Source organism: Mitsuaria sp. TWR114 (assembly GCF_007997345.1).
The window spans coordinates 1-3,144 of the sequence record NZ_VOSR01000961.1 but is presented as its reverse complement, the minus strand read 5'-3'; the positions used below and the strand labels follow the sequence as shown (position 1 = coordinate 3,144).

Below are 3,144 nucleotides of genomic sequence, written 5' to 3'. Positions count from 1 at the left end.
GAGCCGCGGCTCTTCGACTACGTCGACTTCGTGACGCTGGACGCCGGCGAGCGCCCGCTGCTGGCGCTGCTCGAGCACATCGCCGGCCGGCGCAGCCAGCAGCGCCTGGTGCGCTGCTTCGTGCGCGAGGACGGCGGCGAGTTGGCGGGCCAGGTCCGCTACATCAACTTCGTCGAGCCCGACGTGCCCTTCGAGGACGTGGGCACCCCGACCTGGGACGGGTTGCCGCTGCACGACTACCTGTCGCTGCTGGACATGCTCAACCCGATGAACCGGCTGTGGAGCGACGGCCGGTGGAACAAGCTGACCATCGCGCATGGCTGCTACTGGAAGAAGTGCAGCTTCTGCGACATCACGCTGGACTACATCTCCCGCTACGAGGCGGCCTCGGCCAAGACGCTGGTGGACCGCATCGAGGCGATCGTGGCGGAGACCGGCCAGACCGGCTTCCACTTCGTCGACGAGGCCGCGCCGCCCAAGGTGCTCAAGGCGCTGGCGCAGGAGCTCATCGCGCGCCAGGTGTCCATCAGCTGGTGGGGCAACGTGCGCTTCGAGAAGACCTTCACCCCCGAGCTCTGCCAATTGCTGGCCGACAGCGGCTGCATCGCGATCAGCGGCGGGCTGGAGGTGGCCTCGGACCGGCTGCTGCAGCTGATGCAGAAGGGCGTGTCGGTCGAGCAGGTGGCGCGGGTGACGCGCGCCTTCACCGAGTCCGGCATCCTCGTGCATGCCTACTTGATGTATGGCTTCCCGACGCAGACGGTGCAGGACACCGTCGATGCGCTCGAGTACGTGCGCCAGCTCTTCGAGAACGGCTGCATCCAGAGCGGCTTCTTCCACCGCTTCGCCTGCACCGTGCATTCGCCGGTGGGCCAGGACCCGGCCGCATTCGGCGTGCGGCTGCTGCCGCTGCCGCCCTCCCCGTTCGCGAAGAACGACGTCGGCTTCGTCGATCCCACCGGCACCGACCACGACGCGATGGGCGACGCGCTGAAGAAGGCGCTCTACAACTTCATGCACGGCCTCGGGCTGGAGCAGGACGTGCGGCGCTGGTTCAGCGTGCGCGTGCCCAAGCCCAAGGTGCCCAAGCACTTCATCGCGCAGGCGCTGGGCACCTGACCGGCCGCCGCGATCGCGGTCGCCGCCGCGCTAGCGCAGGCCCGCGGGCGCGACCAGCGTCGCGCCGGGCAGCGTCGAGGCCGGCGCCGCCGCGTTGGGATCGGGCAGGCGCACCGGGCGGATGTCCAGGCGGACGTCGAGCAGCGTGACGTCGTGCGCGTTGCCGTCAGCGTCGATCCAGCCCTGCGTGTCCGCGCCGCGGTAGAGCCGGAAGACGAAGCCGGTGCGGTCGCGCGGCTCGGTGGCGCCGGGCCGGATGCGCGCGGCCATCGCGCGCACCTCGTTGGCCGGCGACTGCAGCAGCTCGCTCATCGCCTGCACGATGCGGTTGTCGCCGAGGATGTCCGGCTGGAAGGTATCGACCGGACCGCGCGACGGCATCGGCTGCCCCAGCGCCGACGCGCGGATCGGCACCGGTGCGCCGGCGGCGGTCTTGCGGGCTGCCGGGCTGGTGACGCCGCTGCGCAGGTCGTGGCGGTCGCCGTTGTCGAGGTAGCTGAGCCGCGCGCCGCGGAGGTTGAACATGCCCAGCGTCGGATCACTGCGCGCGTCGCGCAGGTCCACCAGCAGCGCGCCGCGTCCCCCGATGACATCGATGCGGTCGCCGCGCACGACGGCCGCGCTGTTCTCCTCCACGCCCAGCCCGAAGCGGTAGCCCTTGGCCATCATCAGCGGCAGCATGCGGCCGATGCGACCGCGCTTGAGGAAGTGCTGGTCGACGAAGAGCTCGTCGCCGACAAAGCCCAGGCCGCGGTCGATCTCCTGGCCCTCGCGCAGCGTGCCGCGCATCACCTCCATGACGTTGAGCGCGTCGCGGAACATCACGCGGCTCATGATCGCCGCGCCGGCGCTGGTGCCGGCCACGACGCCGCCACGGCGGTAGACCTCCCAGATCGCGTCGAGCATCTCGGTGCGGCGGCCGCCGGGCTGCAGCGTGTCGACGATGAAGCCCTGCGCGCCACCGGAGAAGAACACGGCATTGGACGCGCGGACCTTGCCGATCAGGGCCGGGTCGTTGAGGTTGCGCTGCAGGTCGACGCCCTCGAGCCGCGGCGCGACCGGGATGTGCTCGGCCTGCGCGCCGTGGCGCTTGAGCGCGTCGATGATCAGGCGGGCGGAGAGTTCCGGATTGGCCGCGGCGGTGGCGAGCACGGCGAAGCGCGCCTGGCCGGGGCCGCCGGCCTCGTCGACGATGCGCTGCCAGACGGCGTCGTTGTCCATGCGCAGCGCGCCGCCGATGACGATGGCGGTCTGGGCCGAAGAGGCACCGGCGCCGAGCAGCGCCGCCAGGGCGACCAGCGCGCGCAGCCGGATCGAGATCAGGCGGAAGGCATCCATGCCGCCCATCTTCCATATCGCTCGCCGGATGGGAAGCAGGCTGGACCTTCAACCTGGGGGGACGCGGGGATGTTTCACGGACGCGTCAGGTGGCGGCCGCCGCGATTCAGCGAGGCGCCGCGCGTCAGCGGGCCGCGTCGCGCCGGGCCGCGCGCGACCGGCGCGCCTTGCGCAGGCGGTAGATCAGCAGCGGCACGAACACCGCCAGGCCGATGACGAGCAGCGGCATGGCGCCGCCGCCCTGGCCAGGCTGCCGGAGCTCCCGCAGCAGGCCCATCAACTGGCCGAAGCCACGCGTGATGAGCCAGAGGAAGAAGAGCGTGACCAGCGCCGAGAGCACGAGGCCGAAGAGGGTGCGTTTCATGGAACCCGCGATGCTACGCGCTCCCGGCGGCGTCGGCGGTGGGCGGCGTCGCGTCCGTCGGAGCGCCAAGCCGCACGTCGCGCAGGATCAGCGTGCCGAGCGAGAGCTCGATGGCCAGGCCGTCATCGCGCACCTGGACGCGCAGCCGCAGCCGCGCACTGCCGCGGCCTGCACGCAGTTCGCGCTCCCCGACCCGGAGCCGCAGGTCCGCCAGGGCGACGTCGTCGAGCGACAGGCTCAGGCCGCGGCCCACTGCGGCGCTGTCCAGCAGCGCGGTGTTGCGGCCTTCGGCGCGGCCGACCAGGCGGACCTGCAACGGCCCC

At 71.8% G+C, this 3,144-nt stretch carries 3 protein-coding genes and 1 pseudogene; 1 reads left to right on the top strand and 3 read right to left on the bottom strand.

Annotation, left to right across the window (positions count from 1 at the left end; all coding sequences use genetic code 11):
• Positions 1-1,119, top strand: a 1,119-nt coding sequence (locus tag FUT87_RS26335) for a radical SAM protein (RefSeq protein ID WP_147242894.1), incomplete at its 5' end; no start/stop codon positions are given.
• A gap of 30 nt (positions 1,120-1,149) precedes the next feature.
• Here FUT87_RS26335 and FUT87_RS26330 read toward each other — a convergent pair.
• The 3 genes and pseudogenes from FUT87_RS26330 to FUT87_RS29510 form a co-directional block, all read right to left on the bottom strand.
• The gene (locus FUT87_RS26330) at positions 1,150-2,457 is read right to left on the bottom strand and encodes a cyanophycinase (protein WP_147242893.1); all 1,308 of its coding nucleotides are present in this window, start codon (positions 2,455-2,457) and stop codon (positions 1,150-1,152) included.
• A 124-nt stretch (positions 2,458-2,581) separates the two neighbouring features.
• Positions 2,582-2,821: a hypothetical protein gene (locus FUT87_RS26325; RefSeq protein WP_091732360.1), complete on the bottom strand. Its 240-nt coding sequence runs from the start codon at positions 2,819-2,821 to the stop codon at positions 2,582-2,584.
• 13 nt (positions 2,822-2,834) lie between these two features.
• Positions 2,835-3,144, bottom strand: a pseudogene (locus FUT87_RS29510) (hypothetical protein); the annotation flags it as partial.